This is a genomic window from Streptomyces sp. SID8374 (assembly GCF_009865135.1).
Lineage (GTDB): Bacteria > Actinomycetota > Actinomycetes > Streptomycetales > Streptomycetaceae > Streptomyces.
The window spans coordinates 1,239,272-1,258,585 of record NZ_WWGH01000002.1 but is presented as its reverse complement, the minus strand read 5'-3'; the positions used below and the strand labels follow the sequence as shown (position 1 = coordinate 1,258,585).

General features: G+C 72.8%; 21 protein-coding genes. 9 read left to right on the top strand and 12 right to left on the bottom strand.

The features are described 5' to 3' along the window. Nucleotides 1-171: 171 nt before the first annotated feature. Both GTY67_RS29020 and GTY67_RS29015 read left to right on the top strand, forming a co-directional pair. Complete coding sequence (locus tag GTY67_RS29020) at nt 172-1,197, top strand: LuxR family transcriptional regulator (protein WP_161280914.1); 1,026 nt, start codon at nt 172-174, stop codon at nt 1,195-1,197. A 36-nt stretch (nt 1,198-1,233) separates the two neighbouring features. Further along, complete coding sequence (locus tag GTY67_RS29015; protein WP_161280912.1) at nt 1,234-1,716, top strand: DUF456 domain-containing protein; 483 nt, start codon at nt 1,234-1,236, stop codon at nt 1,714-1,716. On the opposite strand, the gene GTY67_RS29010 is transcribed toward GTY67_RS29015, so the two are convergent. After that, entirely contained in the window at nt 1,641-3,098 is a 1,458-nt protein-coding gene (locus GTY67_RS29010) for a DNA-3-methyladenine glycosylase 2 family protein (RefSeq protein ID WP_161281633.1), read from the bottom strand. The genes GTY67_RS29015 and GTY67_RS29010 overlap by 76 nt on opposite strands. A gap of 69 nt (nt 3,099-3,167) precedes the next feature. Further along, a complete protein-coding gene (rsgA, locus tag GTY67_RS29005) occupies nt 3,168-4,325 on the bottom strand; it encodes a ribosome small subunit-dependent GTPase A (RefSeq protein ID WP_161280910.1) in 1,158 nt (385 codons plus the stop codon). 332 nt (nt 4,326-4,657) lie between these two features. On the opposite strand from rsgA, the gene GTY67_RS29000 reads away from it, so the two are divergent. Next, entirely contained in the window at nt 4,658-5,158 is a 501-nt protein-coding gene (locus GTY67_RS29000; protein WP_093686520.1) for a DUF5949 family protein, read from the top strand. Nucleotides 5,159-5,332: 174 nt separating this feature from the next. Here GTY67_RS29000 and GTY67_RS28995 read toward each other — a convergent pair whose 3' ends face one another. The 6 genes from GTY67_RS28995 to GTY67_RS28970 form a co-directional block, all read right to left on the bottom strand. Continuing rightward, nucleotides 5,333-5,740, bottom strand: coding sequence for a rodlin (locus GTY67_RS28995; protein WP_093686519.1), 408 nt, complete (start codon nt 5,738-5,740; stop codon nt 5,333-5,335). Nucleotides 5,741-5,874: 134 nt separating this feature from the next. After that, complete coding sequence (locus GTY67_RS28990; protein WP_093686518.1) at nt 5,875-6,081, bottom strand: hypothetical protein; 207 nt, start codon at nt 6,079-6,081, stop codon at nt 5,875-5,877. Nucleotides 6,082-6,268: 187 nt separating this feature from the next. Continuing rightward, nucleotides 6,269-6,679, bottom strand: a complete 411-nt coding sequence (locus GTY67_RS28985; protein ID WP_093686517.1) for a rodlin — start codon at nt 6,677-6,679, stop codon at nt 6,269-6,271. A 69-nt stretch (nt 6,680-6,748) separates the two neighbouring features. Further along, nucleotides 6,749-7,039, bottom strand: a complete 291-nt coding sequence (locus tag GTY67_RS28980) for a hypothetical protein (RefSeq protein ID WP_093686516.1) — start codon at nt 7,037-7,039, stop codon at nt 6,749-6,751. Between the two features lie 249 nt (nt 7,040-7,288). Continuing rightward, nucleotides 7,289-7,480: a chaplin gene (locus GTY67_RS28975; RefSeq protein ID WP_202462612.1), complete on the bottom strand. Its 192-nt coding sequence runs from the start codon at nt 7,478-7,480 to the stop codon at nt 7,289-7,291. Nucleotides 7,481-7,824: 344 nt separating this feature from the next. Next, a complete protein-coding gene (locus GTY67_RS28970; protein WP_093686514.1) occupies nt 7,825-8,226 on the bottom strand; it encodes a rodlin in 402 nt (133 codons plus the stop codon). Between the two features lie 600 nt (nt 8,227-8,826). Between GTY67_RS28970 and GTY67_RS28965 the strand changes: the two genes are divergently transcribed. Further along, nucleotides 8,827-9,741, top strand: coding sequence for a chaplin family protein (locus tag GTY67_RS28965; RefSeq protein ID WP_161280909.1), 915 nt, complete (start codon nt 8,827-8,829; stop codon nt 9,739-9,741). Between the two features lie 124 nt (nt 9,742-9,865). Next, on the top strand, nt 9,866-11,053 hold the full coding sequence (locus GTY67_RS28960; RefSeq protein WP_202462384.1) for an FAD-dependent monooxygenase: 1,188 nt from the start codon (nt 9,866-9,868) through the stop codon (nt 11,051-11,053). Here the strand turns inward: GTY67_RS28960 and GTY67_RS28955 are convergent. Both GTY67_RS28955 and GTY67_RS28950 read right to left on the bottom strand, forming a co-directional pair. Continuing rightward, nucleotides 11,043-12,263 (bottom strand): acetyl-CoA C-acetyltransferase, encoded by a 1,221-nt coding sequence (locus GTY67_RS28955; RefSeq protein ID WP_161280907.1) that lies wholly within the window; start codon nt 12,261-12,263, stop codon nt 11,043-11,045. The two genes, GTY67_RS28960 and GTY67_RS28955, sit on opposite strands and share 11 nt — an antisense overlap. A 121-nt stretch (nt 12,264-12,384) precedes the next feature. Then, nucleotides 12,385-13,290 carry a LysR family transcriptional regulator gene (locus GTY67_RS28950; RefSeq protein ID WP_093686511.1) on the bottom strand — a complete coding sequence of 302 codons (906 nt, stop codon included), beginning with the start codon at nt 13,288-13,290 and terminating at the stop codon, nt 12,385-12,387. 121 nt (nt 13,291-13,411) lie between these two features. On the opposite strand from GTY67_RS28950, the gene GTY67_RS28945 reads away from it, so the two are divergent. From GTY67_RS28945 to GTY67_RS28930, 4 genes are all read left to right on the top strand, one after another. Further along, nucleotides 13,412-14,353, top strand: coding sequence for a CoA-transferase (locus GTY67_RS28945; protein ID WP_343238782.1), 942 nt, complete (start codon nt 13,412-13,414; stop codon nt 14,351-14,353). After that, complete coding sequence (locus GTY67_RS28940; RefSeq protein ID WP_161280903.1) at nt 14,350-15,144, top strand: CoA-transferase; 795 nt, start codon at nt 14,350-14,352, stop codon at nt 15,142-15,144. Before GTY67_RS28945 ends, GTY67_RS28940 begins: the two co-directional genes overlap by 4 nt. A 43-nt stretch (nt 15,145-15,187) precedes the next feature. Next, a complete protein-coding gene (locus GTY67_RS28935) occupies nt 15,188-16,735 on the top strand; it encodes a 3-hydroxyacyl-CoA dehydrogenase (protein WP_161280901.1) in 1,548 nt (515 codons plus the stop codon). A gap of 231 nt (nt 16,736-16,966) precedes the next feature. After that, a complete protein-coding gene (locus tag GTY67_RS28930) occupies nt 16,967-17,365 on the top strand; it encodes a VOC family protein (RefSeq protein WP_161280899.1) in 399 nt (132 codons plus the stop codon). Here GTY67_RS28930 and GTY67_RS28925 read toward each other — a convergent pair. Together GTY67_RS28925 and GTY67_RS28920 are read right to left on the bottom strand one after the other, a co-directional pair. Further along, entirely contained in the window at nt 17,299-18,063 is a 765-nt protein-coding gene (locus tag GTY67_RS28925) for a helix-turn-helix domain-containing protein (protein WP_161280897.1), read from the bottom strand. The two genes, GTY67_RS28930 and GTY67_RS28925, sit on opposite strands and share 67 nt — an antisense overlap. 28 nt (nt 18,064-18,091) lie before the next feature. Beyond that, nucleotides 18,092-19,309: a YihY/virulence factor BrkB family protein gene (locus tag GTY67_RS28920; RefSeq protein ID WP_343238781.1), complete on the bottom strand. Its 1,218-nt coding sequence runs from the start codon at nt 19,307-19,309 to the stop codon at nt 18,092-18,094. Between the last annotated feature and the right edge of the window lie 5 nt (nt 19,310-19,314).

The following is a 19,314-nucleotide window of genomic DNA, read 5'->3' as shown; positions in this document are numbered from 1 at the left end:
GCCGCATTCCGGAGGTTGTTGGTGCTGCGGTGGCGCCACACTGGCAGAGGGGCCAGGGGGACAGGGGATGATGTGCGCGGCGGGTTTACGCCGTGGCCCTTTTCCGCCACGGCCGACCGGCCGGAACGGGCGCTGCGACGCGTGATCACGACACCTGGGGAGGGTCGGGGAATGCTGGGGGCGATAGGTCTCGACGAGAGGCAGGAGGCCGCGTACCGCGCGCTGGTGGCGGCGGGGGCGGCGGAACTCTCCGGTCTCGCGCACCGGCTGGGCCTTCCGGAGGCGGAGACCGAGCGGGTGCTGCGGCGGCTGGAGCAGCAGGGGCTGGCCGCGCAGTCCTCGGCGCGCCCGGGCCGCTGGGTGGCGGCTCCGCCGGGGGTGGCGCTGGGGGCGCTGCTGATCCAGCAGCGCCACGAGCTGGAGCAGGCGGAGCTGGCGTCGGCGCTGCTGGCCGAGGAGTACCGGGCGGAGGCGAGCGAGCCCGAGGTGCACGATCTGGTGGAGGTGGTGACCGGGGCGGCGGCGGTCACCCAGCGGTTCCACCAGTTGCAGCTGGGGGCCGCGTCCGAGGTGTGCGCCCTGGTCACCGGGAAGCCGATCGCGGTGACCGGGACGGAGAACGAGTCCGAGGAGCGGGCGGCCTCGCGCGGGGTCGCCTACCGGGTGGTCGTGGAGCGTGAGGTGCTGTCGCTGCCGTCGGGGATCCTGGAGCTGTCGGCCGCGCTGAGCCGCGACGAGCAGTGCCGGGTGGTCGACCGGGTCCCGACGAAGCTGATGATCGCCGACGGGGCCACGGCGATGGTCCCGCTGACCGGGCGCGACGCCGAGCCGGCCGCCCTGGTCGTGCACGCCAGCGGGCTGCTGGAGTCGCTGATGGGCCTCTTCGAGGCGGTGTGGCGCGAGGCGATGCCGCTGCGGCTCGGCGAGGGCGGTTGCGGGGTGCGCGAGGACGGGGTCGGGCCCGACCCCACCGATCTGGAGATCCTGTCGCTGCTGCTGGCCGGGCTGACCGACGCCAGCGTGGCCAAACAGCTGGAGCTGGGGCTGCGGACCGTGCAGCGCCGGGTCAAGGGGCTGATGGAGCTGACCGGGGTCTCCACCCGGCTCCAGCTGGGCTGGCATGCGTACGAACGCGGCTGGGTCGCCCGCTCCGGGCCGCCCGGCTCACCATCGGCGCAGGTCGCGGGGGTGCGCTGACGGGCGGAGCGGTGCACTCTCCGGCAGTCTGGTCGGATGAGTGTGTGGCAGCTCGTCGCCGTGGGCCTGGTCATGCTGCTGGGCCTGGTCGGGGTCCTGGTGCCGGGCGTGCCGGGGCAGGCGATCGTCTGGGCGGCTGTCCTGTGGTGGGCGCTGACGGACATGTCCCCGACGGCCTGGGGCGTACTGATCGGCGCAACGGCCCTGATGCTGTTGAACCAGGCCCTGAAGCCGCTGCTGCCGCCGCGCCGCCCGGCCGAGTCGGGCGCGCCCCGCCGGACGGTGCTGCTCGGCGGGGTCGCGGGGATCGTGGGGTTCTTCGTGGTGCCCGTGGTGGGCGGGGTCGCCGGGTTCGTGGGGGCGATCTACGGGGCGGAGAGGCTGCGGCTGGGCAGCCGCGGGGCGGGCTGGGCGTCGGTGCGCTCGGTGATGCGGGCGACGGGCTACGCGGTGCTGGTGGAGCTGTTCGCCTGCCTGCTGGTGGCGGGGGCCTGGCTGGGCGCGCTGATCCGGGGCTGACGCCGCCCGGCGCGGAGAGCTGGCTCTCGCGCGGCCGTCTCCAGATGGCGTACGGCGTACGAGCGCCACGGCCGCCACCGCTCGGCCCCCGCTGTCCCGCACGGGTCCACGTCCGGGTCGCCGAGGGCCCGCATCCGGATCAGCGCGGCGGTCGGCCCGTCCACCCCCGGCAGCGTGGCCAGGGTCCGTTCCGCCTCCTCCCGGTCGGCCCCCGCGTCCAGCCGCAGCTTCCCGTCGGCGAGCGCGGTGACCAGGGTCCGGAGGGCGGGTTCGGTGGCGGCCCCGGCCAGGACGCCCGGCTCGGGGAACACATGGGTGAGGGCGCCGCACGGCACGTCCAGCACCTTCCCGTACCGCTCCACCAGCTCCCGCGCCCGCTCCCGCCCCACCAGCGCCCGTACGGCCTCCTCCTCCGGGTCCGCCGCTCCCGGCGAGCGCAGCCCGGGGCGGGCGGCGACCAGCGGGGCGAGCCGGGGGTCGGCGGCTAGGGCCTCGTCGACGGCGTACGGATCGGCGTCCAGGTCGAACAGGCGCCGCAGCCGCTGTACGGCGGTGGTCAGGTCGCGCAGATCGGTGAGGTGGACCCGGGCCTCCAGCCACGGTCCGGGGGACGCCTCGTCGACGGCGGCGATCCCGGTCCCGTACGGCAGCCGCAGCGTACGCCGGTAGGTGCGGCGCCCCGGCTCCCCGGCCATCTCCTCGACCCGGGCCACGGCCCCCTCCCCCAGCAGGTCGAACAGGGCGCCGGTGGCGTACGGGCCCCGATGGGCGAGCCGGAGCGGGATTCCGGCCCGCAGCCCCTCGCCCCGGCCCCCGCCGAGCCCGGTTCCGGCCTCCGCGCGCAGGGCGCTGGGGGTGCGGGCGTAGATCCGGCGGATGGTGTCGTTGAACTGGCGCACACTGGCGAACCCGGCCGCGAAGGCGATCTCGGTGACGGGCAGGCCGGTGGTCTGGAGGAGCACCCGGGCGGTGTGGGCGCGCTGGGCGCGGGCGAGCGCGACGGGTCCGGCGCCCAGCTCCGCGTTGAGCTGGCGCTGGACCTGCCGGGCGCTGTAGCCGAGCCGCCCGGCGAGTCCGGGGACGCCCTCGCGGTCCACCACGCCGTCACCGATCAGCCGCATGGCCCGGCCGACGACATCGGCGCGGACGTTCCACTCGGCGGAGCCGGGCACGGCGTCGGGGCGGCAGCGGCGGCAGGCCCGGAAGCCGCCCGCCTGGGCGGCCGCCGCCGTCGGGTAGAAGCGCACGTTGGCGCGCCTGGGGGTGACGGCGGGGCAGCTCGGCCGGCAGTAGATGCCGGTGGTCACGACGGCGAAGAAGAACGCGCCGTCGAACCGCGCGTCACGGCTGCTCACCGCCTCGTATCTGGTCCGGTCGTCCATCACACCGTCCAGTGTGCGGCAGCCGCAGCTGCCGCACTCGCGGTTTTCGGACGTCGCGTACGTAGTCGGCTACCGCACCCGGCCGCCCCGCTTGGCGTGCGCGGCCGCCCGCCCCTCGGCGCCCTTGCGCTTCCAGTCCTTCAGGATCTCCGAGCGCATCCGGGCGTCGGTCTTGGCGACGATCCGCTGGTTCTCGCGGAGCAGCTTGCGGTAGCTCTCCAGCCGCCGGTCGGGCAGGGTGCCGTCCTCCAGCGCGCCGAGGACCGCGCACCCGGGCTCGCTCAGGTGCGCGCAGTCGTGGAACCGGCACCGGGCCGCCAGCTCCTCGATCTCCGCGAACAGCTCGCCGACCCCGGTCCCGGCGTCGAAGAGCCCCACTCCGCGCAGCCCGGGGGTGTCGATGAGGACGCCGCCGTGCGGCAGGAGCAGGAGGTTGCGGGTCGTGGTGGTGTGCCGGCCCTTGCCGTCGACGTCCCGGGCGGCCCGCACCTCCATCTCGTCCCGGCCGAGCAGAGTGTTGGCGAGGGTGGACTTGCCGGCGCCGGAGATGCCGAGCAGCACGCTCGTACCGCCGGAGACGACGGCGCCGAACACATCCAGCCCCTCAGCGGTGGTGGAGCTGACGGGGAGCACCTGGACGCCGGGCGCGATGGCCTCGACGTCTTGGACGAGGTGGGACAGGGTGACCGCGTCGGGCACCAGGTCGGCCTTGGTGAGCAGGACGATCGGCTCGGGCCGGTGCTCCCCGGGCCCGTGTCCGTCGCCCAGCAGCGCGGCACCGTCGGAGCTGGACAGGGCGAGCGCGAGGAAGCGTTCGATCCGTCCGAGGTCCAGCTCCACGGCGAGCGAGACGCAGATGACGATGTGGTCGATGTTGGTGGCGAGCACCTGGCCCTCGGACCGCTCCGAGGAGGTGGAGCGGACGAAGGCGGTACGGCGCGGCAGCAGCGTACGGACGAACCGCGGGTCGCCGTCCGCGTCGAGTGCCACCCAGTCACCGGTGCAGACGATCCGCATCGGGTCGCGCGGCACCACGAACGCGGTGTCGGCCCGGACCGGGCCGCCGGGGGTGATCACGTCGCACTGACCGCGGTCCACGCGCACGACCCGCCCCGGCACGAGCCCCTGCTCGGCGTAGGGGGAGAAGGCGGCGGCCCAGTCGTCGTCCCAGCCGCACGGAGTCAGCGGGTGCGAGGAGGAGGGAACCGGAAGAAACGAGGAAGACAAGGGAAACCCTTCACAGGGTGGCCCCGGCACCGCGCGCTCGGCGCGGGATGGGTGTGATGTGGGTCAGCCGGTGGCCACGGGGGTGGGAACAGAGCTCTTCTGGTTGTGGGCAGCGCCCATCGCAACGACAGTCATCAATGTCCTCACCTCCTGATTCCTCGGGTCCCGCATTCCCTGCTCTCTTACGCCGCCGAGCTTAGCCGCGCCGCTCCCGGCGGCGTCAACAGGTTTTCCGGCGCCCGCGCCGGAGTTACCCCGCGATCTCCCCGATCTCCCACGATCGGGTGATACGCATGCATACCGACCGGTCCGGGGCCGTTAGGGTGCCGGTCATGACCACACCTCAGACCTCCACCGGCACGTTCACACCGGCCCAGTTGGGCACCCAGATCCTGATCGGCTGGAGCAGCCGGCAGCCCGACGCCGACCAGGACACCGCCTACCTCCTCGCCTACTCGCTGGGGGACGGGCAGGACGGTCCGGTGGTCGGCCGGGAGGCGCTGCGCGTCGCGCTGGAGCGGGCGGGCCTCCAGGTCGGCGGCCCGATCCAGGACGCGGCGGAGGCCCCCGGCATCCAGGCGAAGCTCCTCGTCCAGGCGGGCCAGGCCGTCCTGACGATGCCTCACCTCAAGGCGCAGTACCCGGCCCCCGACGAATGGCTCGCGGCCGCGCTGGGGCAGGGCCAGGTGTACGGCATGTTCGCCACCACCCCGTGGCCGGAGGCCGTTCCGGGGCAGCCGGTCACCGAGGACCAGCTGCGGGCCTTCGCGACGAACGAGGAGGTCGTCCGTACCGCCGCCCACTGCCTGCTCCCGGTCCGCTCGCTCGGCTGACGCTCCCCCCTCCCCCGGTCACCGGGACACGGCGATGCCCACCACCCCCCGTGGAGTGGTGGGCATCGCCGCGTTCCCCGGTGGTGCGCGGGCGCGGTGCCGGGACAACGAGGGCGGGCGGCCCGGGGAGTGACCCCCGGACCGCCCGCACGCGAAACGTCAGGCTGTGGCGCGTCAGTTGTTGCCGACGCCGTTGCCCGAGAGGACCGGGATGTCGTCCAGGATGTGCGACAGCGGCTCGTCGCCCTTGGCCTGGGTGGAGTTGTCGGTGCACTGCTGGTTCTGCGGGTTGGACAGGACGTTGATGTCCTGGACCGTGACCGGCACGAGGCCGACGAGCGAACCGACGTTGACCTTGGCGGGCAGGCCGACGCAGAGCTTGTTCAGGGTGCCCTGGACGAGCTGGTTCTGCGGGCTCCACTTGCCTTCGGTCTCGGCGTTGCCGATCTCCGACTCGGCACCGTTGCCGTTGACGGTGGTGGTGCCACCGTCGTTGCCGATCGCCATGGCCGTGGGAGCCGCGACTGCGGACAGACCGAGCAGGGACACGGCCACTGCGGCGCCGGCCATCATCTTCTTCATCAACTTCACCTTTCGGAGCGTCCCGTTGTGGAACGTACTGATCAACTGCCGAGGGTCCCGATCGGTTGCGCAGTACCACTCAAATGGGTTCGATCCGGCGCAAGGTCGACGCCACTGCCCAGTTCCCCCGGGCTTCAGCCGCCGGGAGCCTCGTCCGAGGTGCGTGCCGCCGGTACGAATCCGCCGCTGCGACGCGGGGCGGGCTCCTGGTGCGGTTCGGCCGTCGGGTGGCCGTGCCCGGCCGCCCGCCACTCGGCGACGAGCCGGTCGTAGATCGGTGTGCCGCCCGGTGCGGGCCACGGCTCTCTGCTCTGCGGGGTCTGACTGTCGTACGGATCCATGGAGATGCCCTACCCGGCCGGGCCCGGATCGTCAGCCGGGGCTACGGCATCCGGCCCAACCGGATGCCCCGGCCGGAGGCGCCCCCACATGACGAAGGGCCGGTCCGTCCGGTCCGGCGAAGAACGGTCGCCGTACGGATGGACCGGCCCCACGCGGTCACGCGGTGCGGACCGGGGCTACCCGGTCTCAGTTGTTGCCGGTGCCGTTGCCCGAGAGGATCGGGATGTCGTTCAGCAGGTGCGACAGGGCCTCGTCACCCTTGGCCTGGGTGGAGTTCTCGGTGCACTGCTGGTTCTGCGGCGAGGACAGGACGTTGATGTCCTGGACCGAGATCGGCACGAGGCCGACGAGCGAACCGAGGTTGGCCTTGGCCGGCAGGGCGATGCAGGGCTTGTTCAGCGAGCCCTGGATCAGCGCGAACTGCGGGCTCCAGTCGCCGTGGGTCTCGGAGTTCCCGTACGCCTGCGAGGCGCCGTTGCCGTTGACCGTCGTGGTGCCGCCGTCGTTGGCGACGGCCATGGCGGACGGGGCGGCCGCGGCGGAGACGCCGACGACGGAGACGGCAACCGCTGCCGAGGCCATGATCTTCTTGAGCATGTAAAGAGCCCTTCTGGAAAATGATGCGGATCGGTGAAGGAACCAGGGGGAACGGCTGTCCCGCGGCGGTCAGCGGCCGAGGGGAACTCCGCCGAGCAGCGGAGCCGCACTCTCTGCCACCTCGGTGGCCTCGCCCGCCAGCTTGCCGACCGTGTCGTCCTCGGCGACCGTCGCGGCGGTCTCGACGACCGTGCCCACCACCGGGTTCACGACCTGCGGGGCACTGGCCATCACCTGGTTGAGGCCGCCGTCGAGGCTGAAGCTGGGGGCCGTGGGCGTAGTGACGGCGAAGGCGGGAGCGGCCGTTCCCAGGGCAGCCACGGAACCGACGACGAGTGCGGCGGTCTTCGCGTACTTCACTTTTCTGGTTCCCTTCTGCGCGGCGTCTGCTTCGGTCACGTCTCCGTGCCGCACACAAGCTTTCTTTACCTGTGACTTCTGCCGCTTTCCCCCGGGATAACGATCAGCGCGCGTACGGGAAACTGCGCTCGTGCGACTTTCTCCGGCGGAGGGGATGGGAAATTGCGCCGGACATGGCAAAGGCCCCGGGCGGCCGATGCCGTCCCGGGGCCGACCGGTTCCGGGCGCGGGGCCCGGCCGGTCAGATGCTCACGCGTTGACGCAGGTGTTACCGAAGGCCGGGTTCAGCAGGCCGATCACGTTGACGGTGTTACCGCAGACGTTGACCGGGATGTGCACCGGCACCTGCACGATGTTGCCGGACAGCACGCCCGGGGAGCCCGCGGCGATGGCCTCGGCGCCCGAGTCGGCCATGGCCGGCGCAGCGGCACCCATCGCCATGAGCGTTCCGGCGGCGACTGCGGCAACCTTGGTGTACTTCACTTTTTATCCCTTTCCTCGGCGGAGCCATGTGCGGTCACGACTGTCGTGACCGCCCGAGCCAGGTACTGATCGCTCGCGACTCCGGCGCTGTCCTACGTAACGATGAACGCCCGGGATCGAAACTGTTCGACGGGAAGATTCCCGGATATCCGCCCGAATGCCGCAACGCCCGTGGGGTGTGCGGCGGGAAACACGGCGGGAAACAGCTGGAGAAACGATGCCGCATTTCGGGGAGAGCGACGGGCCCGGGCCGCTCGGTGGAGGAACGCCGAGGGCCCGGGCCCGAGTAGTGAGGCTGCGGATCAGCGGTTGCCGACGCCGTTGCCGGAGAGGATCGGGATGTCCTCCAGGATGTGCGACAGCGCCTCGTCACCCTTGGCCTGGGTGGAGTTCTCGGTGCACTGCTGGTTCTGCGGCGAGGACAGGACGTTGATGTCCTGGACCGTGACCGGCACGAGGCCGACGAGCGAACCGAGGTTGGCCTTGGCCGGCAGGGCGATGCAGGGCTTGTTGAGCGAGCCCTGGATCAGCGCGAACTGCGGGCTCCAGTCGCCGTGGGTCTCGGAGTTCCCGTACGACTGCGAAGCGCCGTTGCCGTTGACCGTCGTGGTGCCGCCGTCGTTGGCGATCGCCATGGCCTGCGTCGAGCCGAGCCCGAGGATGGAGGCGGCGACAGCGCCCGTAGCCAGAACCTTCTTGATCACGATTAACCCTTCTCGCACTGGTCGCCCCGTAGCGGAGCGCCCTGATCAACTCGGCACCAGGTGTTTGGTTCCGCGTGTTCACCCGAATGCCGGGCTCAGGGGGGCGCAGAGCGCGGGAGTGCACCCGGTCCGCGCCTGTGCGCACCGGTAACCGCGTACCTATAACACCGCCTCTGTTCGCACGACCATCTGTTCGTGAAGGAATTGCGGACGGACCGTACGGCACGTTCGCCCGATCGGGTCGCCGAGCCCCGGACCGCCCCTCTTCCCGCAACTTCCGCCACGGTGCCCCCGCGAAGGTCAACACCGGCCACCGAAGGCAAAGTTGGGGATGAATCGTTTCCCTTCAACGGAGGCGAGGTAAAGGCGAGGTTTACTCGATCCATCCGTTCGGGTGATTACACAATTCGCACGCCGCCCGGAGTTTCCCGCACGTCCTTCGATCGTTATGGCAGTCGTCCAGCGCGCATGTGTAACGACTTTCACCATGGCTTCCCGTGGGGATCCGGGAGGGCCGCCACAGCAGCGGCACCGACCGACGGCTCCGCGCGCGAAGCACCCACGCGAATCTCTCGCGAATGTCCTAAGGAAGGGCAAGTAATGCGACAGGCCTTGAACAAAAGCATGATCGTCATGGCGGCCGCGTCGGGCCTCCTGGCCGCGGCCGGCGGCGCCGCGCACGCCGACTCCTCGGCCGAGGGCGCCGCCGTCGGTTCGCCGGGCGTCGGTTCGGGCAATGCCGTGCAGGTGCCGGTGCACGTCCCGGTCAACGCGTGCGGCAACACCGTCAATGTGATCGCCCTGTTGAACCCCGCGTTCGGCAACTCCTGCGCCAACGTGAGCTCCAGCGGCCACGACGACGGTTACGGAAACGGTCAGGGCGGCAACCGCACGGGCGGTTCCAGTGCCGAGGGCGCGGCGGTCGGCTCCCCCGGGGTGCTCTCGGGCAACCTCGTCCAGGCCCCGGTCCACGTCCCGTTGAACGTGTGCGGCAACACCGTGAACGTGGTCGGTGCGCTCAACCCGGTCTTCGGCAACAAGTGCGCGAACGTGAGCGGCCCGAAGGACGACTACCCGCCGACCGAGCCGCCGGTCGAGGAGCCCCCCACCGAGGAGCCGCCCACGGAGGAGCCCCCGACGGAGGAGCCGCCCACCGAAGAGCCCCCGGTCGAGGAGCCGCCCACCGAGGAGCCGCCGGTCGAGGAGCCTCCGACCCAGGAGCCGCCGGTCGACGAGCCGCCCACGCAGGAGCCCCCGGTCGAGGAGCCCCCGACCCAGGAGCCCCCCGTCGACCAGCCGCCGGTCGACGAGCCCCCGGCCGAGCAGCCGCCCACCGACACCCCCGGATCGGACAACCCCGGTCCGAACACCCCGGGTACGCACACCCCCGGCTCGGAGACCCCGGGCCTGGCCGACACCGGTGCGGCCGGTCTCGGCCTGGCGGGCGGCGCGAGCGCCGCGCTGCTGCTCGGCGGGACGATGCTGATGCGCCGCACCCGTAACGCGCGGGACTGACACCCCACCCGCAGCGCAGACGAGGTCCGGCCGGACAGCGGGGACTGTCCGGCCGGACCTTTCGCACGCCCGGAAGCGGGGCGTGCGGCTTCGAGAACCAAGGGCGCCGGAGAGGGGCCGGAGCATGGCAGCAGCAGCGTTGCGTATCGGGGTGGTCGGCGGCAGCATCGCCGGGTGTGCGGCCGCCGTCGCGGGCTTCCGCGCCGGGGCGGACGTCACCGTCTACGAGCGGAGCGGCGCCGAGCTCCAGGACCGGGGCTTCGGCATCGTCATCCCGCCGCCGCTCCACCGGGAGCTGGTCACCTCCGGCTATCCGGACGCGGCGATGGAGACGGCTCCGGTGGCGACGCGGGTCTGGCTGACCCGGGAGCCGGGCGGGCGTTCGACGCGGGAGCCGGCCCGCCACTCCTCCCCCGTGACGCCGTGCAACTGGGGTCTGCTGTGGCGGTCGTTGCGCGCGGGCGCCGGGGCGGTGCGGTATCTGCGGGGCGAGCCCGTCACCTCGGTCGGCGCGGCCCCCGACGGGCGGGCGGTGATCACCACCGCGCGCGGTGAGGAGCCGTACGACATCGTGGTGGGGGACGACGGACACGCCTCGCGCACCCGGCAGCTGCTCGCTCCGGGGCTGACGCCGGAGCCGGCCGGCTATCTGGTCTGGCGCGGGGCGATCCCGCTGAGCGCGCTGGCGGACCACCCCCGGGAGCTGGAGCTGCTGCGCGGTGCAGGGGTGACGCTGGGGTTCCCGGGCGGGCACGGGATCTTCTACCTGATCCCCGGAGCGGGCGACCGGCTGCTCGCGTACGCCATCTACGGCAGGCCGCCCGCCTCGTCGGATGCGAACGCCGATCCGGGGCCGTACGTACGCGAGTTGGCGAGGGAGCACTTCCCGGCCGCGTGGGCGGAGATCGTCGCCCGGGGGACGCATCGGACGACGGCCTGTCACCCGGTGGCCGACGTCCAGGTGCCCCGGGCCGCCCGGGCGCCGCTGCTGCTCGCCGGGGACGCGGCCGGGGTGAGCAGGCCGCACACGGCGAGCGGTGCGGTCAAGGCGTTGCAGGACGCGCGCTGCCTGGAGCGGGTGCTGCGCGAGGGGCCGACGGTCGGCGCGGCGCTGGAGCGGTACGCGGACGAACGTACGGCGGCGGGCGCCCACTTGGTGGAGCTGGGGCGCCGCATGGGCCGGGCGCAGGTGGAGGAGACCCCCGACCGGGCGGCCATGGGCCAGGACGACGTGGACGTCTGGTTCCGCGATGTGCTGGCGGGGACGCGGCACTACCTGTACGAGCGGCCGGGGGCCGGGGTCACGGCGTGACGCGCTCGAAGACGGCGGCGAGCGCCTGGCCGCCGCCGATGCACATCGTCTCCAGGCCGTAGCGGCCCTCGCGGCGGTGGAGTTCGCGGGTGAGCGTGGCGAGGATGCGGGCTCCGGTGGCGCCGACCGGGTGGCCCAGCGAGATGCCCGACCCGTTGACGTTGATGCGCTGTTCGTGGTCCTTCTCGCCGAGGCCCAACTCCCGTGTGCAGGCGAGGACCTGGGCGGCGAACGCCTCGTTCAACTCGATCAGGTCCAGATCGGCGAGGCTGAGTCCGGCGCGGTCCAGTGCCGTGCGGGTCGCGGCGACGGGGGCGATGCCCATGGTGGCGGCGGGGACGCCCGTGCGGGCGCAGGAGACCAGGCGGACGAGCGGGGTGAGGCCGAGGCGTTCGGCGGTCTCGGCGCTGGTGACCAGGCAGGCGGCGGCCGCGTCGTTCTGGCCGCTGGCGTTGCCCGCCGTGACGGTGGCCTCCGGGTCCGACTTCGCCATCACCGGGCGCAGGGCGGCGAGTTGTTCGGCGGTGGTGTCGGGGCGGGGGTGCTCGTCGGCGGTGACGGTGGTCTCGCCCTTGCGGGTGCGTACGGTGACGGGGACGGTCTCCGCCGCGTACCGCCCCTCGGCCACGGCGTGGGCGACCCGCTGCTGGGAGCGCAGGGCCAGGGCGTCCTGGTCGGCGCGGCTGATCCCGTACTCCCGGCGCAGGTTCTCCGCCGTCTCGATCATGCCGCCGGGGACGGGGTGGTGGATGCCTCCGGCGGTGACGCGACCCCGGGCCAGGGAGTCGTGGAGCTGGAGGCCGGGGCCCTTGATGCCCCAGCGGCCGTCGTGGGTGTAGTAGGGCGCGGCGCTCATGACGTCGACGCCGCCCGCGATCACGATGTCGCTGAAGCCGGTCCGGATCTGCATGGCCGCGTCCAGGACCGCCTGGAGCCCCGAGCCGCAGCGGCGGTCGATCTGGGTGCCGGTGACGGTGGTGGGCAGCCCGGCGTCCAGGGCGGCGACCCGGCCGATGGCGGGGGCCTCGCTGGAGGGGTAGGCGTGGCCGAGGATCACCTCGTCGACCCGGTCGGGGTCGATGCCCGTACGCGCGACGACCTCGGCGATGACGTGTGCGGCGAGCGAGGCCGGTGTCTGCTGCGCGAACGCTCCGCCGAAGCGGCCGATGGGGGTGCGCAGCGGTTCGCAGATGACGACTTCGAGCGGCACGGCGGGGCCTTCCTCGGGGTGGCGGCGGGCGGCATGGGCGGATGGCGGTGGGATGACCTTCGCATTACGTCACTGAGTCGGTCCAATATCGAGTGTGCACGGCATTGAGTGGTCGCCCGTCTCAATCGTGGTGGCGCACGGGGGTCGGCAGGGCGTCCTCCGCCACGGCGAGCACCGCGCGCAGGGCGGCGGAGGGGTTGTCGGGGCGCCAGGCCAGGGCGGCCCTCAGGCGGATGGGCGGCCCGGCGAGGGGGCGGTAGACCAGGCCGTTCTGCTGGATGTGCTGGACGGAGGTGACCGTGAGGGTGACGCCGACCCCGGCGGCGACGAGGGCGAGGATCGTGTACGAGTCGGGGGCCTCCTGGACGACGCGCGGGGTGAACCCGGCGCTCTCGCAGGCCTCGGTCATGGCGTCGCGGACCGTGGAGCCGGAGTTGGCGGGGAAGGAGACGAACGGTTCCCCGGCGAGTACGGCGAGGGGGACGGTCTCCCGCCGGGCGAGCGGGTGGTCGGAGGGCAGGGCGCAGACCAGCTCCTCCTCGTCGATCACCCGGTGGGCGACGCCCGGCCGGGTCACCGGCAGCCGGACGAAGCCGAGGTCGAGTGAGCCGTCCGCGACCCGGGACAGGGCGGTGTTGGCGTACGTCTGTCCGGTCATGACGAGTTCGAGCCCGGGGTGGGCGGCGCGCACCGCCCGGGTGAGCTGGGGCAGTGTCTCGTGGCTGGAGGCCCCGGCGAAGCCGATGGTGACCCGGCCGTACTCACCGATCCCCGCCGATCGGGCGGCCCGGACAGCGGTGTCGAGATCGTCGAGGACGGTCCGTACGGGTTCGAGGAACGACTCCCCCGCGCTGGTGAGCCGGACCGAGCGGGTGTTGCGGTGGAAGAGCTGGACGCCGAGCTCCCGCTCCAGCTGGCGGATCTGCTGGCTCAGCGGCGGCTGGGCCATCTGGAGCCGCTTGGCGGCCCGGCCGAAGTGCAGCTCCTCGGCCACGGCGAGGAACGCGTTGAGGTGGCGCAGCTCCATGCGGACACCCCCTCGGGCCATTGATACTCGTGACGTCTCGATACGACCTTAATTCGGTATTGGACAGCCATCAATGGACGCTGACACCGTGGGCCGTCGTATACGGACGACGAGGAGAACCGTGGACCGGACGGCCGGCAAGGTCATGTCGATGAGGGAGGCCGTCGCCGCCTTCGTCCACGACGGGGACACCGTGAGCCTCGAAGGGTTCACCCATCTCATCCCGACCGCCGCCGGGCACGAGATCATCCGGCAGGGCCGCCGGGATCTGACGGTCGTCCGGATGACGGCGGACATCGTGGTGGACCAGATGCTGGCCGCCGGGTGCGTGACGCGGCTGGTCTCCTCCTTCGTGGGGAACTCCTCGGCCGGTTCGCTCGGTGAGCTGCGGCGGCGCATCGAACACGCCGATCCCGAGCCGCTGGCGTACGAGGAGTACAGCCACTACGGGATGATCTGCCGCTACCTCGCCGGTGCCCAGCGGCTGCCGTTCTACCCGCTGCGCTCGTACGCGGGCAGCGATCTGCCGTCGGTCAACCCCGGGATACGTAAAGTCGCGTCCCCCTATCCCGCCGCCGACGGGACCACCGAGCACATCTACGTCGTGCCGCCCGTCAACCCGGACGTGACGTTCATCCACGCCCAGCGCGCCGACCGCCGGGGCAACACCCAGATCTGGGGTCTCACCGGCGTCCAGGCCGAGGCGGTGTACGCGGCCGAGAAGGCGGTCGTGGTGGTGGAGGAGCTGGTGGCGGACGAGGTGGTCCGCGCGGACCCGAACCGCACGCTCGTCCCGGCCCACGCGGTGGACGCGGTGGTCCTCTGCCCGCGCGGCGCGCACCCGTCGTTCGCCCAGGGCTACTACGACCGGGACAACGCCTTCTACCGGTCCTGGTCCGCGATCAGCAAGGACCCGGTGCGGCTGCGGGCGTGGCTGGAGGAGTGGGTGTACGGGACCGCCGACCACGCGGCGTACGTGGCGAAGCTCGGCGAGGATTTCTGGGCGTCGCTCGCGGTGGGCGAGGCGCTGAGCGGGCCGGTGGACTACGGGAGGCGGCTGTGAGCGTGGAGCGTACGGAGGCGGTGGGGGCCGTGGGGGCCGTCACCTCGTCGGAGCTGCTCTCCGTCGTCGCCGCGCGTGAACTCGCGGGCAGGCGGACCGTGTTCGCGGGGATCGGGCTGCCGACGCTCGCCGCCGAGCTGGCGCATCTGACGGTCGCGCCGGAGATCGAGGTGGTGTACGAGTCCGGGGTCTGCGGGGCCCACCCCTCGCACCTGCCGGAGACCATCGCGGACGCCGTGCTGATCACGGGTGCCGAGGCGGTGCTGTCGATGCCCGCGCTCTTCGGCTCCGTGCTCCAGGGCGGCCACATCGACGTCGGCTTCCTGGGCGCCGCGCAGATCGACCGGTGGGGCAGCCTCAACACCTCGGTGATCGGGGAGTGGGAGCGCCCGACGGTACGGCTGCCGGGCTCCGGGGGCGCGGTCGAGGTGATGGCGAACGCCCGGGAGGTCTTCGTCGTGATGCGCCGCCACACCCCGCGCTCCTTCGCCGACGCCCTCGACTTCTGCACCACGCCAGGGCCCGACCGGGCGCTCGCGGACGGCATCCGCCCGCTCGGCACCGGCGTCACCCGGGTCATCACCGAGCTGGGCATCCTCGCCCGCGACGGCGTCGGCGACGAGCTGCGGCTGGTCGCCGTGCACCCCGGCGTCACCGTCGAACAGGTGCGGGCCGCCACCGGCTGGGAGCTGAAGGTGGCCGACACGGTCGCCACGGTGGCGCCGCCCACGGATGCGGAGCTGCGGCTCCTGCGCGACGATGTCGACCCGCACCGCGTCTACCTCCGCTGACCCCACTTTTCATGACCATCTCCGCCGGAAAGGCTCAACTGCCATGCGTATCAGGATCGTCGGAGCCGGGGCCATGGGCCGCGGCATCGCCCAGTGGGCGGCGAGCGCGGGACACACCGTGGAGCTGGGCGACGTACGGGCGGAGGCGGTGACGGACGCCGTGGAGTTCGTCGTCTCGATGCTGGACCGGGCGGTGGCCAAGGGCCGGATGTCCGCCGCCGACCGGGACGCGTCCGTGGGGCGGCTGGTGCCGCTGGGCGACCCGTGGGCGGCCGGGCCCGAGGTGGAGCTGGTCATCGAGGCCGTACGGGAGGACCTGGAGACCAAGGCCGAGGTGTTCGGGAAGCTGGAGCGGGCGCTGCCCTCCTCCGCCGTCTTCGCGACCAACACCTCCTCCCTGTCGGTGACCCGGATCGCGGCGGCGCTCCAGGACCCGACGCGCCTGGCCGGGCTGCACTTCTTCAACCCGGTGCCGCTGATGCGGATCGTGGAGGTGGTGCCGGGGGCGGCGACCCGCCCGGAGATCCCGCCCCTGCTGACCGAGCTGGTGGAGGGGTGCGGGCACAAGGCGGTGACCGTGGCCGACACCCCCGGGTTCCTGGTCAACCACGCGGGGCGCGGGCTGGTGACGGAGGCGCTGGCGCTGCTGGAGGAGTCGGTGGCGCGCCCCGCCGACATCGACCGGATCGCGCGGGACGTGCTGGGCCTGCGGATGGGCCCGTTCGAGCTGATGGACCTCACCGGACTCGACGTCACGGCCGCGGTGATCGACTCCATCTGGCAGGGCTTCCGCCACGAGGACCGGCTGCGCCCCTCCTACCTCACGCCGAACCGGGTGGTGGCGGGGCTGCACGGCCGCAAGACCGGGCAGGGCTGGTACGCGTACGGCGAGGGCGCCGAGGGGCCCGCCCCGGAGCCGGCGGTGACGGGGAACGGCGATCGGCCGGTGTACCTGGCCCCGGACGGGTCGGTGGAGACGACGGCGTACGTGGACGCCCTCGCCGGTGCGCTGGAGGCGGCCGGGGTCCGCGTGGAGCGGGGCGAGGGGCCGTCCGCCGAGGCGCTGGTTCTGGTGCCGGTCTGGGGGACGACGGTGTCCGGGGCGATCCGGGCGGGCGGGCTGCCGCCGGAGCGGACGCTCGGCGTGGAGGTGCTGCCCGCCGCCGGGCTGCGGCGGGTCCTGGCGGTGACGGCCGCCACCGATCCGGCGGCGGCCCGGGACGCGCGGGCGGTGCTGGCGCGGGCGGCGGCGGACGAGCCGCACGCCGTGACGGTGGTACGGGACACGGCGGGCTCGGTCGCGCAGCGGCTGCTGTCGTCGATCGTGGCGGTCGGCGCCTCGATCGCGGAGCGGTCGCTCGCCACCCCGGCCGACATCGACCTGGCCGTGACGACCGGGCTCGGCTATCCGGCCGGACCGCTGGCCTGGGGCGAGCGGATCGGGGCCCGGCGGCTGCTGGAGCTCCAGCGGGCGCTGCACACGGCGACGGGCGACCCGCGCCACCGGCCGACGCGCTGGGTGACCGAGCGGGCGGATCTGGGGCTGGCGCTGACGGATGCGGGGACGTCGGTGGACGACTGCTGGGGGTGACCCCTGGCGGGGGCTGCCGGGGGCCGCAGTGGCGCAGACGTAAGGGCGCTGACGTAAGGGCGGACATGTAAGGGCGCTGGCGTTGGGGCGGAGGCGTTCGGGCGAAGGTGCAAGGGCGCTGGCGTAGGGGGCGGAGGTGTCAGGGCGCTGACGCAGCGGCGCTGACGTGGGGCAGCCCGCACGTCCGATTCGTACAAGACCCTGGGGACGGCGGGCGCCTACCGTCGTTCCATGACTCCACGACTCGACGCGATCAGCATCATCACGGCCGACCTGGCGGCCTCGCTCGCCTTCTACCGCAGGCTCGGCCTCGACATCCCGGCCGGGGCGGAGTCCGCCCCGCATGTGGAGGTGGTCCTGCCGGGCGGACAGCGGCTGCTGTGGGACACCGAGGACGTCATCCTCTCCTACGACCCGAGCTGGGAGCGCCCGGCGGGCGGGGAGCGGCTGGGGCTGGCGTTCCTGTGCGACAGTCCGGCGGAGGTGGACGCCCTGTACGGGGAGCTGACGGGTGCCGGTCACACCGGGCATCTGAAGCCGTGGGACGCGGTGTGGGGGCAGCGCTACGCGGTGGTGCTGGACCCGGACGGCAGCGGGGTCTCGCTGTTCGCCGCCGCCGACGCGAAGTAGGCCCCGAGGGTCGTACCGGCCAGGTCGCGCATCTCGCGGGCGAGGTGGGCCTGATCGGTGCAGCCCGCCGCGCAGGCCGCTTCGGCGTACGGGAGGCCGGTGCGGATGAGCTCCAGGGCGCGCTGGAGGCGGAGGATCCTGGCCAGCCTCTTGGGGCCGTAGCCGAAGGCGGCCAGGGAGCGGCGGTGGAGCTGGCGGGCGCCGAGTCCGGCCTCCGCCGCCGTCGCCGCGACGGACCTGCCCCGGCGCAGCCCCTCGGCGACGGCCACCGTCCGCGGGTCCGGGGGCCCGGTGTCGGCGATCCGGTCCAGGGCGAACCGTTCGAGGGCCTCGGCGGGGTCGGGGGCCTCGTCGATCTGCTCGGTGAGCCGGCGTACGGCTGCCGACGGCCAGAGGTCGGCGAGGTCGGCCCGGTGGTCGCGCAGCAGTGACGCCGGTACGCCGAGGAGTACGGGCGCGGTGCCGGGGGCGAACCGTATCGCGGCGGAGGGGACCCGGTTCGGGGGTTCCACCTCGAAGGCGTGGGTGTCCGGCCCGGCGACGACGATGCGGCCGTCGCTCCAGATCAGGTCCATGCAGCCGTCGGGCAGCACGGAGTGGGGCTCCCGCAGCGGGTGGTCGGGGGCGTCCCAGGTCCAGACGACGGCACCGGGCAGCCGGGAGGGCCGCTCCCGGTACCGCTGCTGTTCCTCGATCATGTCTCCACGCTAGCGCGAAGGCCCAGGCTCAGGAGGGCGGCGGTCCGGAGCTGTCCGGGGGCTGCCCGGGCTCCTTGGATTCCCTGGGCTCCTTCGGCTCCTTGGCTTCCTTGGGCTCCTTCTCCCAGGTCGACTGGAGCCGCGACTTGACGTCGTCGGGCGGCAGGAAGCGGGACCAGCGCTCGGGGAACTCCGAGGGCATGTACGCCGGGCCCTCGTCCTCGTCCTCCTCGTCGTCCGCCCCCTCGTAGGCGGCCGGGCGGGTGCGGGCGACGAACTCGGCGGCCTGCGCGGCCCGGACGCGTTCGGTGGCCTCGCGGGCGGCGGCCGTGGCGAGCGAGGGCCACACCCGGTCGATGGCCGCGTTGACCGCCGCCCCGACCAGGACGGCGAAAGCGGAGATACCGATCCAGAGCAGGACGGCGATGGGCGCCGCCAAGGAGCCGTAGATGGTGGGGCCTTCGACCGTGTTCGTGAGGTAGATCCGCAACAGGAAGCTGCCGACCACCCACATCCCGAGCGCCACGAGCGCCCCGGGGACGTCCTCGATCCACGGCGAACGCACGGGAACCGACACGTGGTAGAGAGTCGTCAGGAACGCGATCGTCAGGAGTATCACCACCGGCCAGTACAGGACGGCGACGACTTCGGTGCCCCAGGGCACGAACTCGACCACCCGGTCCGGGCCGACGACGAGCAGCGGCAGCACCACCGCGCCCAGCAGCAGGGCGACGACGTACAGCAGGAAGGCGAGCAGCCGGGTCTTGACGATGCCGCGGTGGCCGTCGAGGCCGTACATGACGGTGATGGTGTCGATGAAGACGTTCACCGCGCGGGAGCCGGACCACAGGGCGATGGCGAAGCCGATGGAGATGACATCGGGACGGGCGCCGGTGGTGACATCGGCCAGCAGCGGTTTGGCGAAGTCGTTGACCCCGCGCTCGGAGAGCACGGTCTGCGAGGCCGAGAGGATGTTGCGCTCGATGGAGGCGACCGTGGTGGTGGTCGTCCACTCGTCGACGTAACCGAGCAGTCCGATCATGCCGAGCAGCAGCGGCGGCAGGGAGAGCAGGGTGAAGAACGCCGCCTCGGCCGCCAGCCCGAGGATCCGGTACTCGATGCACGAGTTGACGGTGTCCTTGAGCAACTGCCATGCCATCCGCCGCTTCGAGACGTTGCGGTAGAGGACTCGGGCCCGGTGGAGCCGGCCCGGTGGCCGCTCGGGTGTTTCATTTGCTGCCTGCACCTCCT